Consider the following 21,531-nt stretch of genomic DNA (forward strand, 5'->3'; position numbering starts at 1 on the left):
CGCCCGGCGCTATTTGCGGATCGGCTGGAACTCGCGGCGGGCGAGGCTGCGCCACAGCCATTCGAGCGGGCCATAGCGGAACCGGTCGAGCCATGGCTTCGACCAGAGCAGCATCAATGCCCAGACGCCGAGGACGACGATATAGAGCGCGGCGCGGCTGAGTTCGCCGTACAGCCCGAAGCCATAGCCGTAGAAGATCGTCGTGCAGACCAGGCTGGTGCCGAGATAGTTGGTGAAGGCGGCGCGCCCGGTGGCGGCGACCCGGTCCATGACGGCGCTGCCCGCGGACGATTTCACCCAATAGAGGATGAGCGCCGCATGGGCGAGGATCACCGGCGGATTGACGAGAACCTGTCCCGCGAAATCGAGCAGGAACAGCGTGGCCGGCTCGAATCCGCTGGCCATGATGGCGATGGCCAGCGCGGTCAGCAGCGGGAGGCCGATCAGATAGCCGTTGCGGGCGTAGCGGGCATAGGTCGCGCGCTCCCACTGGCCCGTCAGGAAACCGCTTTTGAGCCCCGCCATGCCGAGCAGCATCAGGCCCAGCGTGTCGAGCGCGGCGGTAAGGTTGGCGACGATCGGATCCCAGAAACCGGGCCCGAGCCGATGGGCGAGAATGCCGGCATAGTCGCCGCGATATCGTGCGAAGTCCTCGGCGAGCTTGTCGGGCGGAATGGGACCGAATTCGACCGCGAATTCCCGCCATTGCCGGACGATCTCGGCGTCCGCGTCCGGCGCGGCCGCCGCTTCGCGCAGCATCCAGACCGATCCGGCGAGAAGGCCGAGAAGCACGGCCTGCGCGACGATCAGGATCAGGCCGAGCACCACGAGCTTGTGGGTCTCCATCTTGCGGAAGAAAAAGGCGATCGATCCGATCACCGCGTAGAGCATCAATATGTCGCCATGCCAGATCGCATAGGCGTGGATCGCGCCGAAAAAGAGCAGCCAGGTCATGCGCGAATAATGGGTGAGGGCGGCGCTCCGCTCCTTGGCCTCGGCGCGCTGGATGACGAGCAGCATCGACGCGCCGAACAGGACGGAAAACAGCCCGCGCATCTTGCCGTCCGCCAGCACGAAATTGGTCGCCCAGACGGCGATGTCGGCCGGGCTTTCGCCGCCAAAGGCGATCGGCGTGAAATAGGCCGTCATCGGCATGGCAAACGCGACGATATTCATGAGCAATATGCCCATGACGGCGATCCCGCGAACGACATCGAGACTGACGAAACGACTGTCCATCGGTGCCGGTGTCGCCATGTTCCTCCCCCCTCGTGTGTTAGGGCGCCATTACAGCCAGGAGCTGATCGCGTCGAGGGGCTTCTTGTTGAACGCGTGCACCGGGACTGTCGCATCCGGAGCCGGCTTTCCCGCGACAACGATCATCATCGGTTTTTCGTTGGCCGGCCGCTCGCACACTTGGTTAAGGAATTTCATCGGGTTGGGGGTATGGGTGAGCGTCGCGAGGCCCGCGTCGTGCAGCGCCGCGATCAGGAAACCCGTCGCGATGCCGACCGATTCCGTGACATAATAATTCTGCTTGTCGTCGCCCGGTTTGGGCCCGCCGCGCCGCTGCCCGAAGATCACGATCAGCCAGGGCGCGGTTTCGAGATAGGGCTTTACCTCGTCCGTGCCGAGCGGCGCGAGCGCTTCGAGCCATTCGTCGCTCGCCTTGTTTTCGTAGAATTCCTTCTCCTCGGCCTCGGCGGCCTCGCGCACGGCCTTTTTGCGGTCCGGCGAGGCGATGACGGCGAAATGCCAGGGCTGGTGGTTGGCGCCATTGGGCGCGGAGCCGGCGGCGAGGATCGCCTGTTCGATCACGGCGCGGGGCACCGGCGCATCGCTGAACTGTCGGCAGGTGCGCCGCGTCCTGATCGCGTCGTAAAAGGCCTTGGCGCGCGCTATCCGCTCGTCGTCGGAATAGTCGGGCAAATCGGTATAGGGGACGGTGTCATGATCGGTCATGCCGCGCGCCTTAGCCGTTCGTTTCGGGGCGCGCAAAGGGGCGCTCGCTATTGACATGAATGTCAGCAGATAGCAGTTCTTCTTCATGGCGAGCGTTGCACAGAGTTCCGAGATGCCGATAGCCGTGCATCCCGATCGGCCCAGGCTCCGCAAGCGGCCGTTCAAGGCGCTGCATCATTTCCGCGAGTTGCTGAAGGACAAGGAAGATACCGAACAGGTCTTCTGGATCTTCGAAGCGCTGCCGCGCCAGTCTTTCCGCGACGATGCCCTGCGTTTCGGGACGAGCGAGCAGGGGCGCGCCATCTATGCGCGCGAGCCCTACCTTCCCGCCATTCTCGACGATCACGAGCGGCTCCGTGCGATGCCTGAAGGAAGCGTCGCCCATGCCTATTGCGATTTCATGGAGAAAGAGGGGCTGACTGCCGCGGGCCTCGTCGCCGAAGGCGAGAAGATGGGCAAGCCGCGCTATGACGACCTGATCCAATGGTATGGCAACCGGAACCGGGACACGCACGACCTGCTGCACGTGCTCACCGGCTATGGCCGGGACGGGCTGGGCGAACAATGCGTGCTCGCCTTCACCTACGGCCAGGATCCCTCGCTCGCGCATCTGTTCATCGCCTATGCCGGTGGCATGAACATGAAGAAGGTGACGGGGACGAAAGCGCCGATCTTCCGCGCGATCAACGAGGCGAAGCGGCACGGCAAGGCCGGCCCGCGCATCTGGGAAATGCCGATTACCGATCTGCTGGCCGAGCCGCTCGATGCGGCGCGGGCGCGGCTCGGCATCGGGACGCCGTCCCACTATCACGAAGCGCATCGGATCCTGCGCGAAGAGGGGCGCGATCCCTATGACATACTCGGCAGGAATGCCGCGCAGGACGGAGCCGAAGCTGCGCAGCCCGCTTAGGCCATTATCATATCAGATCGAAACACCGTCATTGCGAGCGCAGCGAAGCAATCCAGAGCGGTTGGCGATAAGCGCTTGCAGCTCTGGATTGCGTCGTCGCCTTCGGCTCCTCGCAATGACGGTCCATTAAAACTAGATCGTACTTTTTAGAGGGGCTCTCAACCATATCCCTGCATCAGGCAGTCGCCGCCATCGGTGGCGAGGTGGAGCAGGCATCCGACCGCCACGGCGCGTATCCTCCAGTTCGGGATCGCCAGCATCGCGAGATAGGCGAGCGCTGCCCAAATCGTATGCAGCGGATGGAAACCGATGCTGCAGCGGTTCGGGTCGTAGATCGGATCGGCGAGCAGATGATCGATATCGATAAGGATCGTCGCCGCCATGATCAGCCCGGCCCGCCACCAATTCTCCCGCCAGAATATCCAGCCTAGCAGGAAGGGGACGATCGCGTGCCCGCTGATGTGGAGCAGCGGCTGGAGGATATCCATCGATGGCGACATGCCGGGCGGAAAGCTCGCTAGCGGTCCATCAGATCGGGGAAGAAGCGCTCATTGGCCTCGCGCAAGTCGGCGAGGGGGATGCTCGCGCCGTTCACGCGGATCGCATTCCCTCCGACGGTCCCGATTTTCTCGAAAGGAACCGCCTCCCGATCGAGCGGCGCGTCGGCGCGATAGGTCACGAGATAGCGTGCCTGCGTTTCGTTGAAGGCGAAGGCGGCGTCCATCGCGTCGAGTTCGACGCCCAGATCGCCCGCGAGCGCCATTTCCGCGACTGCGACGAGAAGACCGCCATCGGAAATGTCGTGAACGGCGGTCACGGCACCGTCGCGGATCAGCCGACGGACGATATCGCCATGGAGCTTTTCCGCTTTCAGATCGACGCGCGGCGGCGGGCCGTCTTCGCGGCCATGGATTTCACGCAGCCAGAGCGACTGGCCGATCTCCGGATAGTTGGGGCCGATTACCGCGAGGCAATCGCCTTCCGCCTTGAATCCGATCGTCGCCATCTTTTCGATATCGTCGAGCAGGCCCACGCCGCCGATGGCGGGTGTCGGCAGCACGGGCGTCGCCTTGCCGTCCGCGCCGGTGGTTTCGTTGTAGAGCGAGACGTTGCCGCTCACAATCGGCATGTCGAGCGCCGCGCAGGCCTCGGCCATGCCCTCGATACAGCCGACGAACTGCCCCATGATCTCGGGCTTTTCGGGGTTGCCGAAATTCATGCAGTCGGTCGTCGCCAGCGGCTTGGCGCCGACCGCGGTGAGGTTGCGATAGCATTCGGCGATGGCCTGCTTGCCGCCCTCGACCGGATCGGCCTTGCAATAGCGCGGCGTGCAATCGGTCGATATGGCCAGGCCCTTCTTCGTGCCGTGTATGCGGACCACCGCCGCATCGCCGCCTGGGCGCTGCACGGTATCGGCCATCACCATGTGGTCATACTGCTCCCAGACCCAGCGGCGCGAGGCGAGGTCGGGGCAGGCCATGAGCTTCAGAAGATCCGCGCCGATATCCTCGCTCTCGGGAATATCGGTCAGCGGTTCGGGTTTCGGCGTCGGCACATAGGGCCGGTCGTAATTGGGCGCATCGGCGGCGAGGGGGCCAAGCGGAATATCGCACACCGTTTCGCCCTGCCATGTCAGCACCATGTGGCGGGTGTCGGTCACCTCGCCGATCACCGCGAAATCCAGTTCCCATTTCTCGAAGATCGCCCGCGCCATATCCTCGCGGCCGGGCTTGAGCACCATGAGCATCCGCTCCTGGCTTTCGGACAGCATCATCTCGTACGGCGTCATGCCCTCTTCGCGGCACGGCACCTTGTCCATGTCGAGGACGATGCCGACCTCGCCATTGGTCGCCATTTCGACCGAGGAACTGGTCAGCCCCGCCGCGCCCATGTCCTGGATCGCAACGATCGCGTCCGAGGCCATCAGCTCGAGACAGGCCTCGATGAGCAGCTTCTCGGTGAACGGGTCGCCGACCTGCACGGTCGGGCGCTTTTCCTCACTATCCTCGCCGAACTCGGCGGACGCCATGGTTGCGCCGTGGATGCCGTCGCGGCCCGTCTTCGAGCCGACATAGACGATCGGATTGCCGACGCCCGAGGCGGCCGAATAGAAGATCTTGTCCGTATCGGCGATGCCCACCGTCATCGCATTGACGAGGATATTCGTGTCATAGGCCGAATGGAAATTCACCTCGCCGCCGACCGTCGGCACGCCGACGCAATTGCCATAGCCGCCGATTCCCGCGACGACGCCGGACACCAGATGGCGCGTCTTGGGATGATCGGGTCGTCCGAAGCGCAGCGCGTTCATGTTCGCGACCGGCCGCGCGCCCATTGTGAAGACGTCGCGCAGGATGCCCCCGACGCCCGTCGCCGCGCCCTGATAGGGCTCGATGTAGGACGGGTGGTTGTGGCTCTCCATCTTGAAGATCGCCGCCTGCCCGTCTCCGATGTCGATGACGCCGGCATTTTCGCCCGGGCCGCAGATCACCTGCGGGCCTTCGGTGGGCAGCTTCTTCAGGTGGCGGCGCGAGCTCTTGTAGCTGCAATGCTCGGACCACATGACCGAGAAAATGCCGAGCTCGACGAGGTTCGGCTCGCGGCCGAGCGCGGCGAGGATGCGCTGATATTCTTCGTCGTTGAGACCGTGCTCGGCGACGATTTCGGGCGTGATTGCCTGATGCGGTTCTGGGGCGGTATCGGACATGCGAAGCGCCTTAGCGGCGGCGACACGATCCCGCTAGAGTGTTGCGGCGCTTTGCTGGGCATCTTTGCGCGGTTCGCGACTGCGGCCCAGCCACCATGCGGCGAGCGCGGCGATCGAATAGGACAGCAGCGCCATGACCGCGATGCTCGGATCGAATTCTTCCGGCGGCGGACCGAACCAGTCGATCGCCTGGAAAGCGGCCAGCAGCACGACGAGCAGGACAAGCGGAAGACGACCGCTTCCGGCCTTCGCCTGCGTCCGCGACAGGTAGAACAGAACAGCCCCGCCGATCACCAGGATCTCGAGCGGCATCGCGATCGCGGGATGATTCCACAATCCGAAGCCGAGCATCGGCGGACTGCCGGCGAGCGTCAGATCGGGACGATGGACAAGCAGGTCGAGCGGCCAGTGGCTGACGACGACGGCGCCCGCGATCCAGGCGCCAACCGCGTTTTTCGTCGGCGCATGGATCAGCAGCGCGAATGCCGCCCCCCATACGAGGCTGCCGGCCAGGCTGTGCGTATAGGGCATATGATAGAGATCGAGGCCGTTCATCGCGGTGATGCCGGGGACGATCCGCAGATGTTCGATCCCGGCGAGTACGAAGGCGAAGAAGCCGAAATCGACGAGCTGTGCGCCGACGAACAGAAGGCCGAGATTGGGCGCCTTGGGATGCGCAGCGGCAACGAGCGCCGGGGCGAAATGGCCTATGAACATGTCAACTCGATCCCCCGCTTGCGCCCAAAAATCCCGTCATAGCGCGGACCGGACGATAAAAAAGGGCCGGCGGCATCATAGCCACCGGCCCTTGTGAATGCTGGGAAAGCGTAGGCTTAGCTGTTGCAGGTCTGCAGACTGCCGCCGGGGCGAGCGAACTGGATGCTCGAAGCATCGCTGTTGCCGACCAGCGTGTATCCTTCGCCCGAATAGCGCGGCGTGCCGCCCTCTTCCGCCGGCTCTTCGGCATCGCCTTCGGTGGCCTCGTCGGCCGCAGCCAGCGCTTCGTTCGGCAGGATCGTCTGAATGGCGTCCTGTTCCGTGGCAACGCCGACCTGGGTGTCGTTGGTGTAGAAGCTGACATAGACGACGCTGTTGTCGGCGCAGCGGAAGCTGGCTTCGCGCGTCCGCATCGGCGGCAGCTCGGCGGGATCGAGTTCCTCGATCTCTTCGGCATTGGGGTCGGCCATGCCGCCCACGATTTCGGGTTCAGCCTCTCCGCAGGCAGCGAGAGCGAAAATGGCGGCGAGCGGTGCGACCGCGAGGGGGGGTATGATTTTCTGCATAGTGGCGCGGCTTCTCGCGATTGCAGTATGGTTCGTCAACCGTGTTTTTGTGACAATTCCATGATCGCGCCGCCCGCTTCGACGAACGTCGTCATCTCAGGCGCTGGATCTGGGGGGTCCGATTGTTCCGGTCGACCGGGGTCGTGTCCGGTTCGTTGGGCCGTTGCGCGGGCTCGCGCCGATCCGGCCGGCCGACCAGACCGTCCAGGTCGACATCCGGAATTGCGGGCGCGCGTCCGCGGGGCGCCTCGGGAAGATAGCGCCCCGGAACGATGGGCGGTTCGGCATTGCCGCTGCCATCGCCGGGCAGCCCGCCGGGATAGGTGCGGTTGCGGCGCGGCGGCGCCTGGGTCGACGGTCCGGGCTGCTCGGTCTCGGGTCGGTCAGGTCGCGGCGGAGCCGGACGCGCTGTCGTTGCGGGCACGCGCTGGACCGTGGGCCCGGATGCGCGGTCGGAGGCGGGGCTGCGAGTCGGCGGAGGTGCGACGGGCGGTTCGTCTGCGACGCCGCTTGAATCCCCGCCGACCGCTTCTTCGTCGACGGTCTCGACGATATCCGCCGGCGGATCGCGATAGACGGGATCGACGACCTCGCCGCCGGTGAATTCGTCCAGCTGTGCGCGCAGGGCATCGCGTTCGGCGCGGAGGTCGGCGACATAGAAGGCGGCCCATCCGGTCGCACCGACGGCGAAGAGCGCCGCGATCAGCTGGGCGAAGAGGAGCAGCCAGGCGCTGCGGACGAATCGCCGGACATTGGGTCCCATCGGATGCGTGCGTGTTTCGGTCATGATCGCCTCGTTGCGATTGCGGTGCGCGTGAAGCGCCAGAAAATCAGGAACGCGCCGAGACAGGCGGCGCCGAAGCCGGCCAGGGTCAGGCTGCGGTAGAGGCCGAGCTCGACGAGATCCTCGCCGAGCATGACGGTCATGGCCGAGACCAGTACGGTCAACACGACCAGCCCGAACCCGATCGTCGCGACCGGGCCGAGGCCCTGCAGCCGCTGTCCGAGTTCGGCCGGCGCTTCATGTGTCCGGTCCGCTGCGCCGCCCGTATGGCAGGTGTGGCGTCCGGCCTTTTCGCCGACCGCGCGTTCCAGCTCGGTCCATTCGGGTGCCGTGCGTTCGCCGTTCCAGCCGTCGAACGCGATCATGTTGAGTATGTTGAACGGCAGCGGCATCCGGCTCTCGTCGAGCTTGAGCTGGATCAGCTTGTCATTGTCGAGCGCTTCGGTCGCCTCGGCGCGGACCCACAGCGATTCCTTGGCCTCCTGGGACCAGCAGACGACGACGCTCTTCGTCGCCTCGAGCGCCTTTTCGATCTTGATCGCATAATTGTCGCTCGCCTTGAGGGCGGTGTCCCACCATATGGAGTAGCCGTCATCGGTCAGTCCGTCGGCGAGCGTCCCGACGCGGTCGCGATTCTTGCGCGCATAGGAAATGAAGACGTCGGTCATGGCCTTTCTCCGCGGGTGCTCATCATCATACACCCATTCCGTTAGGCCGTCAGTTTTCGGCCTTTTCGGGCCGCCCCGCTATGCTGCCGATCACAGCCCAGTGCGAAAGCTTCTCCGCAAAAGGCATCGCGGCATAGGCCGGACTCGACGAGGGAAGGTCGATCAGCCGGTAGCGCGCGCCGCCTTCGCCCAGCCGTTTCCGCCCGGTCGCCGCCGCCTTTCGGCCGTTGAAGGCGATCGCTTCGAGCTTCGGCAGCGATCCGGCCAGATCGACGAGGTCGTTTTCCCGCGCGTCGCGGATCGCGCTGTCGAGACTGCCCGTCCGGCGCGCATCGGCGATGACGTCCCAGAGCCCGATGCGATGGCGCAGCAGCGCCGCGAGGCGGTCCGGATAGGCCTGTGCCCGCAATTCGACGCCGATCGCGGCGCCCAGCAGCTCCCAGAAGCGGTTCTGGGGATGCGCGTAATATTGCGCCCGGCGCAGCGATTCCTCGCCCGGCAGGCTGCCGAGGATCAGCAGGCGGACATGCCCGTCCACCACTGGGGGGAAGGAGGCTTTGCGAGTCATGCGCTCCCTCGATAGGCGCGGCCGTCCCCATCCGCCAAGCCCCGGCTATCCGCCGCCCAAGCCAAGATTGCTTGCCCGGCGAAACCCGGCTGGGGTAAGTCCTCCATCATGACCATCATATCCCATCCCCTCGCGCTCATCGGCAATACGCCGCTCGTTCGCCTCACGGGTCCGTCCGACGACAGCGGCTGCGAAATTCTCGGCAAGTGCGAATTCGCCAATCCGGGTGGTTCGGTGAAAGACCGGCCGGCGCTGTATATCGTCGAAGAGGCGGAAGAGCAGGGGCAGATCCGGCCCGGCGGCACGATCGTCGAAGGCACGGCCGGCAATACCGGGATCGGCCTCGCGCTGGTCGCCAATGCCAAGGGCTACAGGTCGATCATCGTGATGCCCGACACGCAGAGCAAGGAAAAGATGGATACGCTGCGCGCGCTCGGCGCCGAGCTCGTGCTGGTGCCCGCCGCGCCCTATTCGAGCCCCTGCCATTTCGTCCACCAGTCGCGCCGGATCGCCGAGGAAACCGAGAACGCGCTCTGGGCCAACCAGTTCGACAATATCGCCAACCGACGCGCCCATATCAAAACGACGGCGAAGGAAATCTGGGAACAGACCGGGGGCAAAGTGGACGGTTTCACCTGCGCGGTCGGCACCGGCGGAACGCTGGCCGGAGTCGGCATGGGCCTCAAGGAATATTCCGAGGATGTGCAGATCGCGCTCAGCGACCCCCATGGGGCGGCGCTCTACGAATATTATGCGCATGGCGAACTCAAGTCGGAAGGATCGTCGGTCGCCGAGGGGATCGGCCAGGGCCGGGTGACCGCCAATCTCGAAGGGGCTCCCGTCGATACGCAGTTCCGCATCTCCGATGCCGAGGGCCTCGAATGGGTGCACCGGCTGCTGTCCGAAGAAGGACTGTGTCTCGGCCTTTCCTCGGGGATCAACGTGGCCGGGGCGATGGCGCTGGCCAGGGAATTGGGCCCCGGCAAGACGATCGTCACGATCCTCTGCGACAGCGGGCTGCGCTATCTCTCGACTCTGTACAATGCCGACTGGCTGACCGAAAAGGGACTGACCGTGCCGCCATGGCTGGTCCAGGAGCCTAGCGTTGACCGACAAGCCTGCTGATACTCTGTCCGACGCCCGCCAGGAGCGGGCGAACCGGATTCGCATCGGCGCCACGGGCCTCGCCACCATCGTGGTCATCGTGCTGCTGGCCGCGAGCTTTTCGGGCACGGCGAGCAACGAGCCCGAACTGACGCCGGAGGCGATCGCCGAACAGGCCGATCAGGACCAGGCCGACCTGACCGCGGAACCCGAGCAGCCGCAGGAGCCGCTCGCCGAACTGGGCGTCGCACCCGGCACCGGGCCGGTCGACGATAGCGAGGTGGAGCCCGTTCCGGAGTTCCCCGCCGGGGATTCTCCCGACAACTGATTCGCGCGAATCGGGCGCCGCGGCGTCCGCGATTCGACGATATCGCCGGCCAGGCACGCCTTCCGGCGGGGATTCGCGCTTGGCGACCCATGATCGCGCCGAGACCGGGATGTCCCTCTTCAAGTAAAACAAAAGAAGAACATCGGGGCAAATGCGCGGCTTTAGTGCGCGCAACATCCATCTTATGGTATAAAATCCCATAAAATACCCATGAAATGGTATTGATACCCCGTCTTAACCTTGATACGCAAAATGCCTTGGAGACACGGGGCAGGGCGTTCCCCGCATCTGATTATGCGCGCTGAATTCAGGGGATTCGGCGAAGGGGCTGCTTTGCGCCGCGAGAGAGGATCGGCGTGGAATTTTCTATTCCCTTTGGCGGACAGGCGCTGAACGCGGTCGACGCGAAAGGCCGCGTATCGCTGCCCGCCGATCTGCGCGCCACCGTCGAACGCCGTGCCGTACAGGCGAAGGCCGCCAACATGCCGGTCGACGACAAACTACTCTATATCGCCGAAGACGAAGAGCTGCCCTGCCTCACGGGCTTCGACGAGACCGAGTATTTTGCGTTGGCCGGCGAGTTGCGCGAGCAGCGCGCGCGCGAAACCGCCCAGGGCGGCCGCAGGAGCCTGATCCGGCGCGACGGCGGCGGCACCGAGACCTTCGCGCCGCTCCAGCGCGTCGTGTTCGACAAGGCCGGGCGGATGGTGCTGTCCGGGCTGCTGCGCGAGATCGGCGGGATCGAGGATTTCGCCTTCTTTACCGGCAACGGCCCCTATTTCGACATCTGGTCGCCGGGTCGCGCCTATTCCCATTACATGGCGATGGGCGACAAGCGGCTGCTCCGGGTGCTCGAGCATCTGTGCCGCGAAAAAGGCGTGACGTTATGACCGTCGCGACCGACCCCCGGCCAGATCCGCGTCACGAACCCGTCCTGCTCGACGAGGTGATCGCCGCGCTCGAGATCGCGCCGGACGAGATCCATGTCGACGCGACCTTCGGCGCCGGGGGCTATACGCGGGCGATGCTCGCCTGTGGCGCGGAGGTGTACGCGTTCGACCGCGATCCCGATGCGATCGCCGAGGGCGCGGCGCTGGTCGAGGAAAGCGGCGGCCAGCTGCATCTGCTGCCGCGCCGTTTTTCCGAAATGCGCGACGCGCTTGCCGAACAGGGTGTGGAGCAGGTCGACGGCGTCGCGATGGATATCGGCGTCTCCTCGATGCAGCTCGATCGCGCCGAACGCGGTTTCTCGTTCCAGGCCGACGGGCCGCTCGACATGCGGATGGAGCAGGAGGGCGAAAGCGCCGCCGATTTCGTCAACAATGCGGACGAGAGCCTGATCGCCGATACGCTCTACGCCTATGCCGACGAGCATCGTTCGCGCCGGATCGCACGCGCGATCGTCGCCGCGCGGCCGATCGCGACGACGGGCGAGCTGGCGGCCGTGGTCCGCAAGGCCGTCGGCTATCGGCCCGGCGCGCCCAAGGATCCGGCGACCCGAACCTTCCAGGCGATCCGCATCCATCTCAACCGCGAACTCGACGAACTGCGCGACGGGCTCGCGGCGGCGGAGGCCGTGCTCGCCCCGGGCGGGCGGCTGGCGGTCGTGACCTTTCACAGCCTGGAAGACCGGATCGTCAAACAGTTTCTGCGCGAGCGCAGCGGCCGCACGCCGGGCGGTTCGCGCCACCTGCCCGATGCCGGCCCGGCCGGCCCGGCGGCCAGTTTCGACAAGCCGGCCAAGGCGCAGCGCGCCGGCCAGGCCGAACTCGCCCGCAACCCGCGTGCGCGCTCGGCGACCCTGCGCAGCGCGCGCCGCAACGACGCGCCGCCCTGGCCGCTCACGAGGAGGGCAACCGCATGACGATCACCCGCAAATTCCGCTCCGTTGCCTGGGCCGCGACGGTCGCGACGGCGGCGCTCAGCTGCTATCTGATCTCGCACCGCGTCGCCGCCGAGCGCAACGCGCTGGAGGCGGTCGAGCGCGATATCCAGCAGGCGCGCGAGGATATCCTCGCGCTGAACACCGAATTCCAGACGCGCAGCCGGATGAGCCAGATCGAGCTGTGGAACCGGCGTGATTTCGTCTTGATCGCACCCGATGCCCGCCAGTTCCTGGAAGGCGAGCTGGCGCTCGCCAGCCTGCTCGACGCGCCGGCGATCGAGGCGCCGGTCCGGCAGGCGTCGGCGACCGAGGAGCCGCCGGCCGAAGGGCGGATTGACCCCGACATCTTCGAGGCGCCCGACGCCGATGATGGGCCGCAGATCCAGCAGGCCGCCTATCTCGTGCCCGGCGGTGTTGCGGAAGCGGCCCGGGGCGAGCGGATCGCCTTTCTCGACGATCAGTTGCGCGGCGCGATCGCCGGCGAGGCGGAGCGCGAGCAGGCCGGGGAGGACGACACGGATCGATGAGGCCGCCCGTCGCCAAACCGGCTGAAGTGCGCAAGGTAAGCCTGCGGCGGCAAATGCAGCCCATCGTCCAGCAGCGGCTGATGATCGTCATGCTGCTGCTGTTGTTCGGCGTCGTCGCGGTCACCGTGCGCATCGGGTGGCTGACGATGACGAGCGGCGGCGAGGCCTATGCGGCGGGCACCGACGTCAACCTGCCGCCGCGCGCCGATATCGTGGATCGCAACGGCGTCACCCTGGCGCGGACGATCGACGCCTGGTCGATCGCCATCCATCCCGAGCGGATCATCAGCGATCCCGAAGAGCTGGCGCCGCGTCTCCACGAACTGATGCCCGAACGCAGCACGCAGGAATATATCGATATCCTGACGTCCGGCCGCACCTTCTCCTATCTCCGCCGCCGCGCGCTGCCCGAACTCGTGGCTCAGGTGAACGCGCTCGGCGAACCGGCGATGGAATATCTGCGCGAACCCGAGCGCCTCTACCCGCAAACCAATCTCGCCGCGCATGCGCTCGGCTGGGTGAATCTCGACGGCGAAGGCGTCACGGGCATGGAAGCCGTGCTGGAGGAGCGGCTCATGGATCCCGCCCTACGCACCGAGCCCGTCGCGCTCTCGATCGACAGCCGCGTCCAGGCCGCGGTGCAGAGCGAACTCGCGACCGCGATGCGCCGCTTCAATGCGATCGGCGCCGCCGGGATCGTCCTCGATGTGGATACCGGGGAATTGCTCGCGCTGACGTCGCTGCCCAATTTCAACCCCAACGCCGCCAACCGGTCGAGCGACCGGGCGCGGTTCAATCAGGCGACGATGGGGTTTTACGAGCTCGGCTCTACCTTCAAGCCGATCACGATCGCGGCGGCGATCGAAGAGGGCGTGGTCACCGATATCTCGCGGCGCTATAATGCGGAAGAACCGCTCGAAGTGGGCCGGTTCACGATCAACGACGATCACCCGCAGCGCCGCTATCTCAACGTGCCCGAAACGCTCGTCCACAGCTCGAACATCGTCACCGCGCGCATTGCCGACCAGCTCGGCGCGGAGCGGATGCAAGCGGTGTTCCGCGATCTTCATTTCGACGATCCGGTCGATTTCGAACTGCCGGTGCGCGGCCGGCCGATCTGGCCCGATTACTGGGCGCGCACGACGATCATGACCGCGGGCTATGGCCATGGCATCGCGGTGACGCCGCTCCATCTGGCGAACAGCTATGCGACGCTCGTCAATGGCGGTCTCTACCGCCCGCTGACGCTCATGCGTCTGTCGCCGGAGGACGTGCCGGCCGGCGAGCGCGTGTTCAGCGAGTCGACGAGCCGGGAGATGCGCGGGCTGCTGCGGCTGATCGTGCAGGAAGGTACGGGCCGCAACGCGGATGCCGAGGGCTATCGCGTCGGCGGCAAGACGGGTACGGCGGAGAAAGCCGGGGGCGGCGGTTATCGGCGCAATGCGCTGGTAACGACTTTCGCGGCGGCCTTTCCGATGGACGATCCCCAATATGTCATCGTGATCATGCTCGACGAACCGCGCGGCGATGCGGGCACCGGCGGTGCGTCGTCGGCGGGCTGGACCGCGGCGCCCGTCGTGCGCCGGGTCGTCTCGCGGATCGGGCCGCTGCTCGGCGTCATCCCCAGCGAACATCGCGACATCGACACCGCCCGTCTGCGCGCGATGCTGTGGCGCCCGCCCTCGGAGCGGTCATGAAGCTCGGTACGCTCATCGGATCCGGCGCGGGCGACGGCCCGGTCGTGACGGGCTTTGCGATCGACCATCGCAAGGTGGCTCCGGGCACGATCTTCGGCGCGTTCCGCGGCGCGCGTTTCAACGGCGAGGACTTTATCGACGAGGCCATTGGTTCGGGCGCGATCGCCATCGTCTCCCGTCCCGAAGCCCGGGTCGAGGGCGTGCCGCGCATCGCCGACGAAGAGCCGCGCCGCGCCTTTGCCCAGCTCGCGGCCAAATTCTTCGCGCCCTTTCCCGAAACCTGCGTCGCGGTCACCGGCACCAACGGCAAGACCTCGACCGTGGAACTGACGCGCCAGCTGTGGCGGATCGCCGGCCATCATGCGGCGTCCATCGGAACGCTCGGCGTGACGACGGCCGACGACCAGGTGAAGACCGGTCTGACGACGCCCGATATCGTCACCTTCCTCTCCAACGCCGCCGGCCTGAAACGCGAGGGCGTGACCCATCTCGCCTTCGAGGCGTGGAGCCACGGCCTCTCCCAGTACCGTACCGAGGGGCTGCCCGTCGCGGCGGCGGCCTTCACCAATCTGAGCCGCGACCATCTCGACTATCACGGGACGATGGAGGCCTATCTCGCGGCCAAGATGCGGCTGTTTTCCGAAGTCGTCGACGGCGACGGCACCGCCGTCGTCTGGGCGGACGATCCGGCGAGCGCGGAGGTGCTGGCCACGGTCGAGGCGCGGAGACTGCGTACGCTGTCGGTCGGCGCGCATGGCGACGCGATCCGGCTGGTCGATCGCACGCCCAGCCAGCTCGGTCAGACTCTCGCGGTCGAAGCGGAGGGCAGGGCGTACACGATCAAACTGCCGCTGATCGGGGCCTATCAGGCGAACAACGCGCTGGTCGCGGCCGGGCTCGTCTGGGCCACGGACGGCGATCCCGAAGCCACGCTCGACAATCTCTCGCGGGTCCAGCCCGTGCGCGGGCGGCTCGAACGCGCGGTCATCACCAAGGCCGGCGCGCCCGTATACGTAGACTATGCCCATACGCCCGATGCGCTCGAAGCGGCGATCGATGCGCTGCGCTGGCACACCAGGGGACGGCTGATCACCGTGTTCGGTGCGGGCGGCGACCGGGATACGGGCAAGCGCCCGCTGATGGGCGCCGTCGCCTCGCGCCTGTCCGACAGGGTGATCGTGACCGACGACAATCCGCGGTCCGAAGAGCCGGCGAAGATCCGCGCCGCCATCCTGGCGGGCACGGACGATGCGGCAGAGGTCGCCGACCGCCGGGCGGCCATCGCCGCCGCGATCGAAACGGCGAAAGCCGAGGATATCGTCCTGGTGGCGGGCAAGGGCCATGAACAGGGCCAGGAGATCGGCGACCGGATCCTGCCCTTCGACGATGTCGAAGTCGCCAGGGAATGCGCGGCATGAGCGCGCTCTGGACATCGGCCGAGATCGCCGAGGCCGTCGGCGGCGAAGCGTCGGGTGAATTCAGCGTTCAGGGCGTTGCGTTCGACAGCCGCGAAGTCGGCACCGGCGATCTGTTCATCGCGCTGAAGGGTGAGACGACCGACGGCCATCGCTTTCTCGACGGCGCGTTCGGCAACGGTGCGGCCGGCGCGATCGTCAGCGGGAATTGCGCGCATCCGCATGTCCGCGTCGCCGACACGATGGATGCGCTCAACGCGCTGGGCGCGGCGTCGCGGGCGCGAACCGGAGCGAAGATCGTCGGCGTCACCGGATCGGTCGGCAAGACGGGCGTCAAGGAAGCGCTGTTCGCTGCGCTCGACCGGCCGGCCGAAGGCCAGGCGCATCGCTCGGTCAAGAGCTACAACAATCATACGGGCGTCCCGCTCAGCCTGGCGCGCATGCCGCGGGGCGCGCGATACGGCGTGTTCGAGATGGGCATGAACCATGCCGGCGAACTGTCCGCGCTGACGCAGCTGGTCCGGCCGCACGTCGCGATCGTCACCGCCATCGCGCCCGCCCATATCGAGTTCTTCGACAGCATCGAGGGTATCGCCGACGCCAAGGGCGAGATTTTCGAGGGACTCGAGCCGGGCGGCACGGCCTTGATCCCCTTCGACAGTCCGCATCGCGACCGGCTGATCGGATGGGCCGAGCCGCATGCGGCGCGCATCTGGACCTTCGGCCGGGGCGAGGGCGCGGATATCCGGGCCTGCGAAGTCTCTCCCGAGATCGCGGGCACGATCGTCAGCGCCTTACTGCCGGCCGGGGAACTGACTTATACGATCGGCCTTCCCGGCGAACATTGGGTGTCCAATTCGCTGGCGGTGATCGGCGCGGTGGAGGCGGTCGGCGGCGATCTCGCGGCGGCCGGGCTCGCGCTCGCCGAGATGGCGGGCCTGCCGGGCCGCGGCGCGCGGTCCGCCATCCCGGCCGGAGATGGCGAGGCGCTCCTCATCGACGAAAGCTACAACGCCAACCCGGTCTCGATGCGCGCGGCGCTCAAGACGCTCGGCGAGGAACGGGCGGAGCGGCGCATCGCGGTGCTCGGCGCGATGGGGGAACTGGGGGAAGACAGCGATCGCTATCATGCCGAACTGGCGGGCCCGCTCGGCGATGCGGGCGTCGAACTGGCCGTGCTTGTCGGCGAGCCGATGAAAGTGTTGGCGGACGCGCTTGGCAATATGATCGCCATCGTCCATGTGCCCGACGCCGCGGCGGCGCTGGAGAGTCTCGAAGGCGAGATTCGGCCGGGCGACGCGGTACTCGTCAAGGGAAGCAACTATATTGGTCTGGCCCGTCTCGTCGAGGCGCTGGCCGGCGGAAAGACAGCATGTTCGACCTGATCGCCAGCTATTTCGACTATGCGGGACCGTTCAACCTGTTCCGCTATCTCAGCTTCCGCGCCGGCGGGGCGACGGCGACCGCGCTGCTCATCGGCCTGCTGATCGGGCCGCGCTTCATCGGCTGGCTCCGCATCAAGCAGGGTAAAGGCCAGCCGATCCGCGAGGACGGGCCGATCACGCACATGAAAAAGGCCGGCACGCCGACCATGGGCGGCCTGATGATCCTCGCCTCGCTCTCCATCTCGCTGCTGCTCTGGATGGATCTCTCGAACCGGCTGGTCTGGGCGGCGCTGTTCGTGACGCTGGGCTTCGGCCTGATCGGCTTTCTCGACGATTACGACAAGATCACCAAGCGCCATCATGCGGGAATTTCGGGCAAGCTGCGATTGCTGGCCGAGTTCGCGATCGCCGGCATCGCCTGCTGGATCATCCTCGGCGAGACGGGCACCGACCTCTATCTGCCCTTCGTCAACGGCCCGGTGGCCGATATCGGCTATGCCTATTACATATTCGCGATGCTCGTGATCGTGGGGGCGGGCAATGCCGTGAACCTCACGGACGGGCTCGACGGCCTCGCGACGATGCCGGTGATCATCGCCTCGGTCGCCTTCATGATGATCATCTACCTTGTGGGCCGCGAGGATTATGCGACCTATCTCGGCATTCCGCACGTGCCGGGCGCCGGCGATCTCGCCATCATCTGCGCGGCGATCGTCGGCTCGGGGCTCGCCTTTCTCTGGTTCAACGCGCCGCCGGCCGCCGTGTTCATGGGCGACACCGGCAGCCTGGCGCTCGGCGGCGCGCTCGGCGCGATCGCCGTGACCGCGCATCATGAAGTCGTGCTCGGCATCGTCGGCGGGCTGTTCGTCCTCGAGGCGCTGTCCGTGATCATCCAGGTCTTCTTCTACAAGCGGACCGGCCGGCGCGTGTTCAAGATGGCGCCGATCCACCATCATTTCGAGCAGATGGGCTGGTCGGAGCCGACCGTCGTCATCCGCTTCTGGATCATCTCCTTCGTGCTGGCGCTCGCCGGCCTGTCGACGTTGAAGCTCAGATGAAGCCCGCCCGCGCCTTTGCCGGTAAACGCTATGCGGTGCTCGGTCTCGCGCGGACCGGGCTTTCGGTCGTCGACTATCTGTGGCGGTCGAGCGCGAGCGTAACCGCCTGGGACGATCGCGAGGAAGCGCGCGAGCAGGTCGCGGGCAAGGCCACGCTGGCCGATCCGCTGGAACTGGACTTGTCGAAATTCGCCGGCGTGGTGGTTTCGCCCGGCGTGCCGATCAACCGCCATCCGATCGCCGACAAGGCGCGCGAAGCGGAGGTGCCGCTGATCGGCGATATCGAGCTGTTCGCCCAGGCGCGTCCCGAGCTGCCGCCGCACAAGGTGGTCGGGATCACCGGCACCAACGGCAAGTCGACGACGACCGCGCTGATCCATCACATCATCGAGACCGCCGGGATTCCCGCGCGGCTCGGCGGCAATATCGGCAAGCCGATCCTGGGCGAGCGCGAGCTGGAAGCGGGCGGCGTCTATGTGCTCGAACTCTCCTCCTTTCAGATCGACCTGACGCAGCGCCTGGATTGCGACGTCGCGATCCTCCTCAACATCACGCCCGACCATCTCGACCGCTACGAGAATTTCGACGCCTATGCGGCGGCCAAGGCGCGGCTCTTCGAAATGCAGTCTGCCGATCATGCGAAAATCATCGCGATCGATGACGAGCCGAGCCGGAAGATCGCCGCCGAGGCCGATGGCGTCGTCATCCAGATTTCGGCCGGCGGCTGCTTGGACCAGTCCGAATGGCCCGCCTTGCAGGGGCCGCATAACGCCCAGAATGCGATCGCCGCGATGAGCGCCGCGCGCCGCCTCGGTATCGGCGAAGAGGCGATCGAACAGGGACTGCGGACCTTCCCCGGATTGCCGCACCGCATGGAACGCGTGGCCGACAGGAACGGCGTCCTCTTCGTCAACGACAGCAAGGCGACCAACCCGACGTCCGCCGCTCCGGCGCTGGCCGCCTATCCGGCGATTCACTGGATCCTGGGCGGCCGCGCCAAGTCCGACGATCTCGATGCGTGCGAACCGTATTTCGATCACGTCCAGGCGGCCTATACGATCGGCGAGACGGCGGACATGTTCGAAAAACTGCTCGCGCCGAAAATGCCGGTCAGCAATTGCGGAACGATGCGCAAGGCCGTGAAGCTGGCCGCGCTGGCCGCCAGGTCCGGCGAAACCGTGCTGCTCTCTCCGGCTTGCGCGTCCTTCGACCAGTATCGCGATTTCGAGGAACGCGGCGACGATTTCCGCTCTGCCGTGGGGAGCCTGTCATGAACATGGAATCCGCCATCGCCAAAACCGCCGCGCCGAAAGCCCAGCGCCGGGCCTTTGGCGATTATATCGGCCGGTCGCACAAGGGGCCGCTCGGCGAATGGTTCTGGGAGATCGACCGCGTTCTCCTGCTGCTCGTCACGATCCTGATCTCGATCGGCCTGATCGCCGTCGCCGCGGCGTCGCCGGCCGCTGCCGGGCGCTATTCGGGCGACAGCCTGCAGTTCCAGCAGCTCCATTATTTCTATCGCCAGATCGTCTGGTTCAGCGTCGGCGTGCCGGTCATGCTCGTCATCTCGACGATGCCCAAGGAATTCGCGAAGCGCTTCGCGCTTGCCGGCGCCGTCTGCTGCTTCGTCCTTTTGCTGCTCGTGCCGTTTCTCGGCAACGAGGTGAACGGGGCGAGGCGCTGGATCGGCTACGGCATGGCCACGCTCCAGCCGTCGGAATTTCTCAAGCCCTTCTTCATCGTCGCCACGGCCTGGCTGCTCTCGCTGCGGGTGACGCAGGATCCCACCCTTCCGGTGGTCTGGGCGACGGCGATCCTGACCGGCGTGATCGCGCTGCTGCTGATGCGCCAGCCCGATTTCGGTCAGACCGTCATCTTCGGCTCGGTCTGGATCGTCATGCTGATGATCTCGGGCGTGTCGGCGAAGATTCTGGGCGGGCTGTCGGCGCTCGGGATCGCGGGCATCGGGTCGGCCTATTTTTTCTATCCGGTCGCGACGACGCGGATCAACAATTTCCTGTTCGCCGAGGGCGACAGCTATCAGGTCGACAATGCCATGCGCACGCTGACCAATGGCGGCTTTTTCGGCACCGGGCCGGGCGATGGCGAAATGAAATACCGCCTGCCCGAACCGCACACCGACTATATCTTCTCGGTGATCGGCGAGGAGTTCGGGCTGGTCGCCTGTCTCGCCATCGCGCTGATCTTCGGCGCGATCGTCGTCCGGGTTTTCGTCAAGCTCATCAACGAGGAGAACATCTTCTACCTGCTCGCCTCGGCCGGGCTCGCCACGCAGTTCGCAATTCAGGCGCTCATTAATATGGCAGTAAATCTCGATATGGCACCGTCGAAGGGGATGACATTGCCCTTCATTTCCTATGGCGGCTCGTCGATCATCGCCTTGTCGATCGGCTTCGGTCTGCTGCTCGCCTTTACCCGGCGCAACCCGCACCTTCCGGCGCTGGACCGGAGGCTGTAGATGGGCGCGCGGCACTTCGTTCTCGCGGCCGGCGGCACGGGCGGGCACATCATCCCGGCCTTCGCGCTGGCGACCGAGCTCAAGAAGCGCGGCCATTACGTCGCGCTGATCACCGACGAACGGGGCGCGGCGATCCCCGGCACATTCGAGGGGGACGAAAAGCATATCCTGCCGGCGGGCCGGATCACCCGGAACCCGCTCGGCTGGTTCGGTGCGGCCAAGAATATCTGGCGCGGCCGGGCGATGGCGCGGCGGCTGTACGAAAGCTTCCATCCGGAGGCGGTGATCGGGTTCGGCGGTTATCCGGCGCTGCCCGCGCTGCTCGGGGCGCTGGCGGACGATATCCCCTGCGCGATCCATGAGCAGAATGCCGTGCTCGGCCGGGTCAACCGGCTGCTCGCAGGGCGGGTCGACGCGATCGCGACCGCCTACAAGCAGGTCGGCCGGCTCAGGGAGCGGCATCTCGCCAAGACGCACCTGATCGGCAATCCGGTTCGCGACGAGGTGGCGGCCCTCCGGTCCCAGCCCTTCCCCGCGCTCAGCGAAGACGGCATATTCCGGGTGCTCGTCACCGGCGGGAGCCAGGGCGCGAGCGTCCTTTCGCAGGTCGTGCCCGACGGGCTGGCGCTGCTACCGCTGTCCTTCCGCCGCCGGATGCAGGTTACCCAGCAGTGCCGCGAAGAGGATATCGAGCGGGTGCGCGACCGCTATGCCGACCTCGCGATCCCGGCCGATCTCGCCACCTATCTGCCCGACCTGCCCGAGCGGCTC

The 21,531-nt window shown here is 66.2% G+C and carries 22 protein-coding genes; 13 read left to right on the top strand and 9 right to left on the bottom strand.

From position 1 onward, the window contains the following. Positions 1 to 9: 9 nt before the first annotated feature. Together ACTS1X_RS14720 and ACTS1X_RS14725 are read right to left on the bottom strand one after the other, a co-directional pair. Positions 10 to 1,257: a DUF418 domain-containing protein gene (locus tag ACTS1X_RS14720; RefSeq protein WP_442615164.1), complete on the bottom strand. Its 1,248-nt coding sequence runs from the start codon at positions 1,255 to 1,257 to the stop codon at positions 10 to 12. Between the two features lie 30 nt (positions 1,258 to 1,287). Continuing rightward, complete coding sequence (locus ACTS1X_RS14725) at positions 1,288 to 1,962, bottom strand: nitroreductase family protein (RefSeq protein ID WP_442615165.1); 675 nt, start codon at positions 1,960 to 1,962, stop codon at positions 1,288 to 1,290. 85 nt (positions 1,963 to 2,047) lie between these two features. Here ACTS1X_RS14725 and ACTS1X_RS14730 point away from each other — a divergent pair, with 85 nt between their 5' ends. Continuing rightward, entirely contained in the window at positions 2,048 to 2,872 is an 825-nt protein-coding gene (locus tag ACTS1X_RS14730; protein WP_442615166.1) for a Coq4 family protein, read from the top strand. Positions 2,873 to 3,030: 158 nt separating this feature from the next. Here ACTS1X_RS14730 and ACTS1X_RS14735 read toward each other — a convergent pair whose 3' ends face one another. From ACTS1X_RS14735 to ACTS1X_RS14765, 7 genes are all read right to left on the bottom strand, one after another. After that, positions 3,031 to 3,372 (bottom strand): DUF6122 family protein, encoded by a 342-nt coding sequence (locus ACTS1X_RS14735; RefSeq protein ID WP_442615167.1) that lies wholly within the window; start codon positions 3,370 to 3,372, stop codon positions 3,031 to 3,033. Positions 3,373 to 3,389: 17 nt separating this feature from the next. Beyond that, positions 3,390 to 5,579 carry a phosphoribosylformylglycinamidine synthase subunit PurL gene (purL, locus tag ACTS1X_RS14740; protein ID WP_442615168.1) on the bottom strand — a complete coding sequence of 730 codons (2,190 nt, stop codon included), beginning with the start codon at positions 5,577 to 5,579 and terminating at the stop codon, positions 3,390 to 3,392. Positions 5,580 to 5,612: 33 nt separating this feature from the next. After that, positions 5,613 to 6,296, bottom strand: coding sequence for a hypothetical protein (locus tag ACTS1X_RS14745; protein WP_442615169.1), 684 nt, complete (start codon positions 6,294 to 6,296; stop codon positions 5,613 to 5,615). Positions 6,297 to 6,412: 116 nt separating this feature from the next. After that, entirely contained in the window at positions 6,413 to 6,766 is a 354-nt protein-coding gene (locus tag ACTS1X_RS14750; protein WP_442615170.1) for a hypothetical protein, read from the bottom strand. 187 nt (positions 6,767 to 6,953) lie between these two features. Next, positions 6,954 to 7,649 (bottom strand): hypothetical protein, encoded by a 696-nt coding sequence (locus tag ACTS1X_RS14755; protein WP_442615171.1) that lies wholly within the window; start codon positions 7,647 to 7,649, stop codon positions 6,954 to 6,956. Then, positions 7,646 to 8,314, bottom strand: a complete 669-nt coding sequence (locus ACTS1X_RS14760; RefSeq protein WP_442615172.1) for a toll/interleukin-1 receptor domain-containing protein — start codon at positions 8,312 to 8,314, stop codon at positions 7,646 to 7,648. Before ACTS1X_RS14760 ends, ACTS1X_RS14755 begins: the two co-directional genes overlap by 4 nt. A gap of 49 nt (positions 8,315 to 8,363) precedes the next feature. After that, on the bottom strand, positions 8,364 to 8,882 hold the full coding sequence (locus ACTS1X_RS14765) for a DNA-deoxyinosine glycosylase (protein ID WP_442615173.1): 519 nt from the start codon (positions 8,880 to 8,882) through the stop codon (positions 8,364 to 8,366). A 108-nt stretch (positions 8,883 to 8,990) separates the two neighbouring features. Between ACTS1X_RS14765 and ACTS1X_RS14770 the strand changes: the two genes are divergently transcribed. The 12 genes from ACTS1X_RS14770 to ACTS1X_RS14825 all read left to right on the top strand — a co-directional run. Beyond that, positions 8,991 to 10,007 (top strand): cysteine synthase A, encoded by a 1,017-nt coding sequence (locus ACTS1X_RS14770; RefSeq protein ID WP_442615174.1) that lies wholly within the window; start codon positions 8,991 to 8,993, stop codon positions 10,005 to 10,007. Then, positions 9,988 to 10,314, top strand: a complete 327-nt coding sequence (locus tag ACTS1X_RS14775; protein WP_442615175.1) for a hypothetical protein — start codon at positions 9,988 to 9,990, stop codon at positions 10,312 to 10,314. Before ACTS1X_RS14770 ends, ACTS1X_RS14775 begins: the two co-directional genes overlap by 20 nt. A gap of 356 nt (positions 10,315 to 10,670) precedes the next feature. Next, on the top strand, positions 10,671 to 11,204 hold the full coding sequence (locus tag ACTS1X_RS14780; protein WP_442615176.1) for a division/cell wall cluster transcriptional repressor MraZ: 534 nt from the start codon (positions 10,671 to 10,673) through the stop codon (positions 11,202 to 11,204). After that, entirely contained in the window at positions 11,201 to 12,178 is a 978-nt protein-coding gene (gene rsmH / locus ACTS1X_RS14785) for a 16S rRNA (cytosine(1402)-N(4))-methyltransferase RsmH (RefSeq protein WP_442615177.1), read from the top strand. The genes ACTS1X_RS14780 and rsmH overlap by 4 nt, the downstream gene beginning before the upstream one ends. Continuing rightward, positions 12,175 to 12,726, top strand: coding sequence for a hypothetical protein (locus tag ACTS1X_RS14790; protein ID WP_442615178.1), 552 nt, complete (start codon positions 12,175 to 12,177; stop codon positions 12,724 to 12,726). The genes rsmH and ACTS1X_RS14790 overlap by 4 nt, the downstream gene beginning before the upstream one ends. Positions 12,727 to 12,752: 26 nt before the next feature. After that, positions 12,753 to 14,423 carry a peptidoglycan D,D-transpeptidase FtsI family protein gene (locus ACTS1X_RS14795; RefSeq protein WP_442615179.1) on the top strand — a complete coding sequence of 557 codons (1,671 nt, stop codon included), beginning with the start codon at positions 12,753 to 12,755 and terminating at the stop codon, positions 14,421 to 14,423. Beyond that, positions 14,420 to 15,841: a UDP-N-acetylmuramoyl-L-alanyl-D-glutamate--2,6-diaminopimelate ligase gene (locus ACTS1X_RS14800; protein WP_442615180.1), complete on the top strand. Its 1,422-nt coding sequence runs from the start codon at positions 14,420 to 14,422 to the stop codon at positions 15,839 to 15,841. The genes ACTS1X_RS14795 and ACTS1X_RS14800 overlap by 4 nt, the downstream gene beginning before the upstream one ends. Continuing rightward, on the top strand, positions 15,838 to 17,223 hold the full coding sequence (locus ACTS1X_RS14805) for a UDP-N-acetylmuramoyl-tripeptide--D-alanyl-D-alanine ligase (RefSeq protein WP_442615181.1): 1,386 nt from the start codon (positions 15,838 to 15,840) through the stop codon (positions 17,221 to 17,223). Before ACTS1X_RS14800 ends, ACTS1X_RS14805 begins: the two co-directional genes overlap by 4 nt. Next, positions 17,211 to 18,281, top strand: coding sequence for a phospho-N-acetylmuramoyl-pentapeptide-transferase (gene mraY / locus ACTS1X_RS14810; RefSeq protein WP_442615182.1), 1,071 nt, complete (start codon positions 17,211 to 17,213; stop codon positions 18,279 to 18,281). Before ACTS1X_RS14805 ends, mraY begins: the two co-directional genes overlap by 13 nt. Then, positions 18,278 to 19,555 (top strand): UDP-N-acetylmuramoyl-L-alanine--D-glutamate ligase, encoded by a 1,278-nt coding sequence (gene murD / locus ACTS1X_RS14815; protein WP_442615183.1) that lies wholly within the window; start codon positions 18,278 to 18,280, stop codon positions 19,553 to 19,555. Before mraY ends, murD begins: the two co-directional genes overlap by 4 nt. After that, a complete protein-coding gene (locus ACTS1X_RS14820; protein WP_442615184.1) occupies positions 19,552 to 20,760 on the top strand; it encodes an FtsW/RodA/SpoVE family cell cycle protein in 1,209 nt (402 codons plus the stop codon). Before murD ends, ACTS1X_RS14820 begins: the two co-directional genes overlap by 4 nt. Next, positions 20,761 to 21,531, top strand: a 771-nt coding sequence (locus ACTS1X_RS14825; protein ID WP_442615185.1) for a glycosyltransferase, incomplete at its 3' end; no start/stop codon positions are given.

The sequence above is a fragment of the Parasphingopyxis sp. genome (assembly GCF_052168275.1).
Taxonomy (GTDB): Bacteria; Pseudomonadota; Alphaproteobacteria; order Sphingomonadales; family Sphingomonadaceae; genus Parasphingopyxis.

What these genes read in the sequence shown, in the direction of transcription:
- ACTS1X_RS14720 (WP_442615164.1), bottom strand. Translation starts at nt 1,257, where the DNA reads ATGGCGACACCGGCACCGATGGACAGTCGTTTCGTCAGTCTCGATGTC.
- ACTS1X_RS14725 (WP_442615165.1), bottom strand. Translation starts at nt 1,962, where the DNA reads ATGACCGATCATGACACCGTCCCCTATACCGATTTGCCCGACTATTCC.
- ACTS1X_RS14730 (WP_442615166.1), top strand. Translation starts at nt 2,048, where the DNA reads ATGGCGAGCGTTGCACAGAGTTCCGAGATGCCGATAGCCGTGCATCCC.
- ACTS1X_RS14735 (WP_442615167.1), bottom strand. Translation starts at nt 3,372, where the DNA reads ATGTCGCCATCGATGGATATCCTCCAGCCGCTGCTCCACATCAGCGGG.
- purL (WP_442615168.1), bottom strand. Translation starts at nt 5,579, where the DNA reads ATGTCCGATACCGCCCCAGAACCGCATCAGGCAATCACGCCCGAAATC.
- ACTS1X_RS14745 (WP_442615169.1), bottom strand. Translation starts at nt 6,296, where the DNA reads ATGTTCATAGGCCATTTCGCCCCGGCGCTCGTTGCCGCTGCGCATCCC.
- ACTS1X_RS14750 (WP_442615170.1), bottom strand. Translation starts at nt 6,766, where the DNA reads ATGGCCGACCCCAATGCCGAAGAGATCGAGGAACTCGATCCCGCCGAG.
- ACTS1X_RS14755 (WP_442615171.1), bottom strand. Translation starts at nt 7,649, where the DNA reads ATGACCGAAACACGCACGCATCCGATGGGACCCAATGTCCGGCGATTC.
- ACTS1X_RS14760 (WP_442615172.1), bottom strand. Translation starts at nt 8,314, where the DNA reads ATGACCGACGTCTTCATTTCCTATGCGCGCAAGAATCGCGACCGCGTC.
- ACTS1X_RS14765 (WP_442615173.1), bottom strand. Translation starts at nt 8,882, where the DNA reads ATGACTCGCAAAGCCTCCTTCCCCCCAGTGGTGGACGGGCATGTCCGC.
- ACTS1X_RS14770 (WP_442615174.1), top strand. Translation starts at nt 8,991, where the DNA reads ATGACCATCATATCCCATCCCCTCGCGCTCATCGGCAATACGCCGCTC.
- rsmH (WP_442615177.1), top strand. Translation starts at nt 11,201, where the DNA reads ATGACCGTCGCGACCGACCCCCGGCCAGATCCGCGTCACGAACCCGTC.
- ACTS1X_RS14790 (WP_442615178.1), top strand. Translation starts at nt 12,175, where the DNA reads ATGACGATCACCCGCAAATTCCGCTCCGTTGCCTGGGCCGCGACGGTC.
- ACTS1X_RS14800 (WP_442615180.1), top strand. Translation starts at nt 14,420, where the DNA reads ATGAAGCTCGGTACGCTCATCGGATCCGGCGCGGGCGACGGCCCGGTC.
- ACTS1X_RS14805 (WP_442615181.1), top strand. Translation starts at nt 15,838, where the DNA reads ATGAGCGCGCTCTGGACATCGGCCGAGATCGCCGAGGCCGTCGGCGGC.
- mraY (WP_442615182.1), top strand. Translation starts at nt 17,211, where the DNA reads ATGTTCGACCTGATCGCCAGCTATTTCGACTATGCGGGACCGTTCAAC.
- murD (WP_442615183.1), top strand. Translation starts at nt 18,278, where the DNA reads ATGAAGCCCGCCCGCGCCTTTGCCGGTAAACGCTATGCGGTGCTCGGT.
- ACTS1X_RS14820 (WP_442615184.1), top strand. Translation starts at nt 19,552, where the DNA reads ATGAACATGGAATCCGCCATCGCCAAAACCGCCGCGCCGAAAGCCCAG.